This is a genomic window from Gilliamella sp. Fer4-1, assembly GCF_001690515.1.
Classification (GTDB): Bacteria; Pseudomonadota; Gammaproteobacteria; order Enterobacterales; family Orbaceae; genus Gilliamella; species Gilliamella apicola_C.
This window is the reverse complement of sequence record NZ_LZGZ01000111.1, coordinates 1-5,462: the sequence shown is the minus strand read 5'-3', so window position 1 is coordinate 5,462 and position 5,462 is coordinate 1. Positions and strand designations below refer to the sequence as shown.

Sequence of the window (5,462 nt, the reverse complement as noted above, 5' to 3'; positions counted from 1 at the left end):
TCTAAAGTGATCTCACCCTTAGTCACTTGGGTAGCCATTTTTTTTGCCGATTGCAAAATATCCCAACGCCCACCATAGTTGGCGGCAATATTTAGTACTAAACCCGAATTGTTTTTGGTTAAATTTTGCGCTTGAATAATCATATTTTGTAAATTATCACTAAAACGAGATATATCACCAATAATATTCAAGCGAACATTATTTTTATTCAAACTTTTGATTTCTCGTTTTAATGCATAGATAAAAAGGGAAATTAGAGCGGAAACTTCATTGGGTGGGCGCCTCCAGTTTTCACTGCTAAATGCATATAAAGTAAGAACTTTAACTTTTAAAGTTGCCGCGTAAGCCACAATTTTCCGTACCGTTTTTAATCCTGCCCGATGACCAACAGCGCGTAACTGGTTACGTTGCTGAGCCCAACGACCATTACCATCCATAATTATAGCCACATGACTTGGAATACCTCTTTTTTGTGTCATGCGATATCTCGTATTGTATTAATCATTGTATTAATTATATCATCTTGGTCAATCAACGCGTACCATAAACAACAATTGTCTTGCCATGAGCTGAGATTAAATGCTGATCTTCAAGCATTTTTAAAATTCGCCCCACCGTCTCACGCGAACAACCAACAATTTGACCTATTTCTTGGCGTGTAATTTTTATTTGCATACCATCAGGGTGTGTCATAGCATCAGGTTGTTTAGCAAGGTTTAAAAGCGTTTGCGCAATACGCCCAGCAACGTCTAAAAAGGCTAAATTACTGACTTTTTCAGATGTAACTTGTAATCGACTTGCCATTTGACTGGCAAGATGCATTAAAATATCTGGATTGACTTGAACAAGCTGTTTAAATTTTTTATACGAAATTTCTGCAACCTCACAACTTGTTTTGGCTTTAACCCAAGCAGTTCGTTCAGTACCTTCTTCAAAAAGTCCCAATTCGCCCAAAAATTGATTTTGGTTTAAATAAGATAAAATCATTTCATTACCTTCATCATCCTTAATCAATACTGCTACAGAACCTTTTAAAATGTAATAGAGAGTTTCTGCTTTTTCGCCTTGATGTATAAGAGTACTCTTAGCTGGATATTTATGAATATGGCAATGAGATAAAAACCATTCTAACGTTGTATCCGATTGCTGTTTACCAATCATTATTCCCACCTCTCCATTTAATTTACAACAATAACACTATAACAAAGTTACACAATAAATTATATACAAACAATCATTTTAACCATTATTTGATTGGCTTAATATCCATTGTTTCGTGCAATTGCGACCAAAAAATTGCAACAGAGCCATTAATTAATTGCAGTTTAACTTCATCAACCTTTTCTTGTAGTGATTTTTCTTGTAAACCGTAGTCAGTACCTTCGCGTAATACAAAATATTCAATTAGATTAGTTAATGTTTGTGGATCGAGGTCTTGCCAAGGAATAATCATATATTATAACAATAAATTCAAATTATAATTATTTTATAACAAAGCTTAGATAATATAAAGCATACAAAGTAATGCTTCATCACTAACAAAAAAACCACTCAAAAGAGTGGTTTTTGATAGCAACATGGCTTAACTTACTTTGTTCTAACTGCAAGTTTATAACCTTGAATACCAGCCTTATAATCTGTTGAGTACAGGCTATTATGCTTAGCTCCAGAATCTGAACCTAATAAGATAGCATCGTTAACCCCTACTTTATTATATGCGCCAGATAGAGCTGTATCTACTGCTTCTACTGTCTCATATGTACCAGTCACGTACCATTCATAAGTAAATCTTGAGGTATAATCCCCATTATCCGCTGTATCTTTCACTACTACAGCAAATTTTTCACCATATTTAGGACTAACCGCTGTAGATGCATAGTCAACAGCCTCTTCTAGATTACCAGCTACATCTAGCTTGTAAATATAAACTTTATACGAATCAGATTCGATTGGTCCAGGACTAGGGTGATCAGGATTAAGCTTACCAGGACCTGTTGGTTCTGTTGGGTTGCCTGGGTTTTCTGGGCCTGGCCCCGGGTTAGTCGGATCAGATTGCTCTACAGCTGGAGGATTACTAGCAAAAATATCACTTACAGTTATCCATTGATTTGATAGAGGGTAACCAAAATCTGTTCTTTCTAAAATTTTAAAACCAATTTCAGTTTTACCAGCAAAATCGTTAGTAATAGCGAATGAAATTTCACCTACTCCGTCATTATTATACGTTGTACTGGCTGTTATAGCTACAGGAAGCCATTGACCATTTGTATCTTTAACAAAAACTTTTAAGGAGTCTTTTATTCCTGAAGTATCTGTATCACCATCTGCATCGATCAATTTATATTGAATGTGAATTGTATCGTTAACTTTAAGCGTGTCGTTGCTAGTAAGAAGACGTCCATCACGTTTGAAAGAGACCGCCATTGTATGCTCTGCTGATGAGTCGTCAGCTTTCATTACAGGTGCATTACCGGCGATAACTGCTTGGGTTGTCCCACCTATTGCAAATGCGCTACTTGCTGCATAGCCAGCCAAAAGCAAGCCTAACGCAACTTTTTTTACTGTAAAATTTTTCATGTTTAACTTCCTATTTTTCTATCAATTAACATGTTGTATTTATATAAATACACCACTTTTACTGGTGTTTCCTTTTGATTAACGATACGGCTCGGTAATCAAAATTCTTGTTCTATTACAAGACAGTTACTTGTAATTTAAATCCTTGATCGCCTGCACACGCAGAAGATGGTGCCGAAATTGGGCTGAAATCTAATAAACTGGTTGGCGCATCTGCTACAGCTTGAATACTAGTGCCTGATGTTGCATAACTGTCATTTATCCCCCTTATTTTGTAAGGTGCATCTTTACCCATAGCAACGTTAAACCATGGTCCTTTAGGATGACTAATAACATCATGTTCCAATAAAGTCGCATGAGTACCAGGACAAGCTTTATCATTTGAACCAACTAATGACCAAATAACAAACGGATCAGCAATTGGTGTATTGTTTGTGGTAAACGCTTTAACATAGTATTCATGACCAACTAACCATTCTTTTGGTCCTGCTGGGGTAAACTGAAGTATAGCCCCTTCACTTTTAGCAACTAATGTTCCATCTGCCTTCCAAACTTCAATGTAACCTGATTTACCGCCAGAAAAATTAACAGCAGCTTTATTAAATGATGAACCAAAACCGTATTGATCTAACGAAATTGAAAAATCAACTATTCCCTCAATATTTGAAGCCACATCTAAAGTATAACTGTCACCAATCACTTCTATACCCGCAGCTGTTGATGCATCAGATGACACTTTTTGACCTTTTGCAACTTTTTCAAATGATTTAACAATCACGCAAGGTTTTTGTTCTGGACACTCGTTCACATCGCCCGATGTACCATTAATTAAAGCTATTTTTTCACCGTTACTCGTTGCAGTCCATAACGCTGAAAATTCATTAAATGTTCCCGGTATACGATCCATTATTTCATTATCACTAAAGCCATCTACATCATCAAATGAGTTGACTGAACCGTTATCTACCTTTGGCTTAACAAGCGTTGCCAATACTGTCAAACTACTTAAACCATCAGCTCTTTGAGTCGCCAAGGTTGTTTTATTCCCTGAACTATCAACTGCCCAGACGCCAACTTTACGCATTGCTGGATCGGGCAATACCTCAAAGCTGACTGCATTAGATGTTGCGGATTTACCACGACTATCTGTAACTGATACCGATAAAGAATATTTACCATTTGTGCTCACTGGACGACGTTGACCATTTTGATCAACATAACTTGGTGCAACAATTTGCCAGTTATTGGTATCAGTAGGAGGATTAAGCCATGAAGAAGCAGAACATGTCCCTGCTGCTGCACATAAAAAACCACCTCCAGCATCAATTTCTAGCATATCACCAGACCATACTAGGCTTGATAAATCCTTAGCATTATGAACACTAATACTTAATGGATAAGTTTGTCCTTCGATCAATTGCGTTTGTTCAAGCCCTAGATCGACAGACATTTTCTTTTCTTTATATTCAAGAACAATATAGTTATTACGGTCAACTAAATCATAACGGCTACCCTTTAAAGAACGAGCTGATTGAACCATATCTGGATCCAATTGATCTTTTAATGGCGTGCCTATACGATAGTTCATCGTTAATTCTGCTTTAGTTGCCTTTTTATTATCTTGACCACGTTTATGTTCAGCTTTAATCGTGAAAAGAGGAACTGGCGTATAATCAAGACCAACAGTAATGGCTCTTGGATCTTTTTGTAGATTATCTTTACCAAATAAAGCTACTTTATCACCATAGTATTGCTCATACATCAGTGATCCACCTAAATGCGGATATTGTGGTAAATACCCTTGGAAGCGAACATCAAATCCCCTTGCTGCACGTTCTAAGTAATCATCGAAATCCTTAGAATCTTTCCAATCAGATAATGGGTGATAATAGTTAACCGCAAATTTCATGTAATCACTCCACGCTTCAGCACCAATACCTAAGCGGTTGTGATCACGCTGGAAATCATGATCAAAAAATACGTTATAACCAAGTAACCATGTTTTATCAGCAACATCCCAACGTTGACCAATACCAAAGTTACCTATACGGCGCTTATGCTCATATTCTTGAAATGATATTTGGCTAAATATTAATGTATCTTCAGAATCATATAATGGGCTAAATAATTTTAGGTTAACGTTATTAAATTCCCCTTTATCACTCAGATCAAATTGCAACTGAGCGGTACCAAAACGCCCTAAAAAATCCTGTACAGCATTACGAACTGGATCAACAACTTGGCTTTTAACGCCATTGCGTACATAACTTTCGGCGTAATCTCTACCTTTATTTTTTAAATGCCCTGATAAACCACCGTTGTCTGCCGAGGTTATTTGTTTCCAATCCTGGCTAGCTAAAGTTTGCAAAGTTGAAGCAATTTGCGTTGAAAGTGCATCTTTGTCTTTTTTTACATCATAGTTATCATCTGAACCAAGCTGAGGCAAATTAACATGTTTGTCATCTTTGTCATCTTTTATTTTAATTGCCGGCAATAAAGGAGAGTTTTCAGGCAAAACAATGCGCTCACCGACATTAACAACATCTTTTTTATCAAAACGCCCGGCGTTCATTGCACGTAATTCTGAAATAGAGATACTACTTAAAAGCGCAATCTGATAAAGACTACGTTGCTGATTATTAATCATTTCACGAGCTTTTGAGCCATCTTTTAATTCAATTATCGCATTGCTATCTACAGGACCTTGCGATACCTGAGCATCAGTAGCATAAGCAGATTGCCAACTTAATGTGGCAATTACAAATGCAGAGATAATTGTTAAATTAAGATTCTTTCTCATCTTAATAGTCCTTATATTCCACCGACAATGCCCATAACATAAAATTTATAGCCAATATCAATTTATCTTTATTAAATATCAATGT

Annotated in this window: 5 protein-coding genes; all 5 read right to left on the bottom strand. The window is 36.4% G+C overall.

Annotated features, from left to right (window positions below; genetic code table 11):
- Positions 1-479, bottom strand: a 479-nt coding sequence (uppS, locus tag A9G30_RS04080; RefSeq protein WP_081295637.1) for a polyprenyl diphosphate synthase, incomplete at its 3' end; no start/stop codon positions are given.
- A 52-nt stretch (positions 480-531) separates the two neighbouring features.
- Positions 532-1,164, bottom strand: a complete 633-nt coding sequence (gene crp / locus A9G30_RS04075) for a cAMP-activated global transcriptional regulator CRP (protein ID WP_065566905.1) — start codon at positions 1,162-1,164, stop codon at positions 532-534.
- Positions 1,165-1,246: 82 nt separating this feature from the next.
- Positions 1,247-1,453: a YheU family protein gene (locus A9G30_RS04070; RefSeq protein WP_065566873.1), complete on the bottom strand. Its 207-nt coding sequence runs from the start codon at positions 1,451-1,453 to the stop codon at positions 1,247-1,249.
- Positions 1,454-1,587: 134 nt separating this feature from the next.
- Positions 1,588-2,577 (bottom strand): hypothetical protein, encoded by a 990-nt coding sequence (locus A9G30_RS04065; protein ID WP_065588141.1) that lies wholly within the window; start codon positions 2,575-2,577, stop codon positions 1,588-1,590.
- A 115-nt stretch (positions 2,578-2,692) separates the two neighbouring features.
- A complete protein-coding gene (locus A9G30_RS04060) occupies positions 2,693-5,377 on the bottom strand; it encodes an inverse autotransporter beta domain-containing protein (RefSeq protein ID WP_065588140.1) in 2,685 nt (894 codons plus the stop codon).
- Positions 5,378-5,462: the final 85 nt, after the last annotated feature.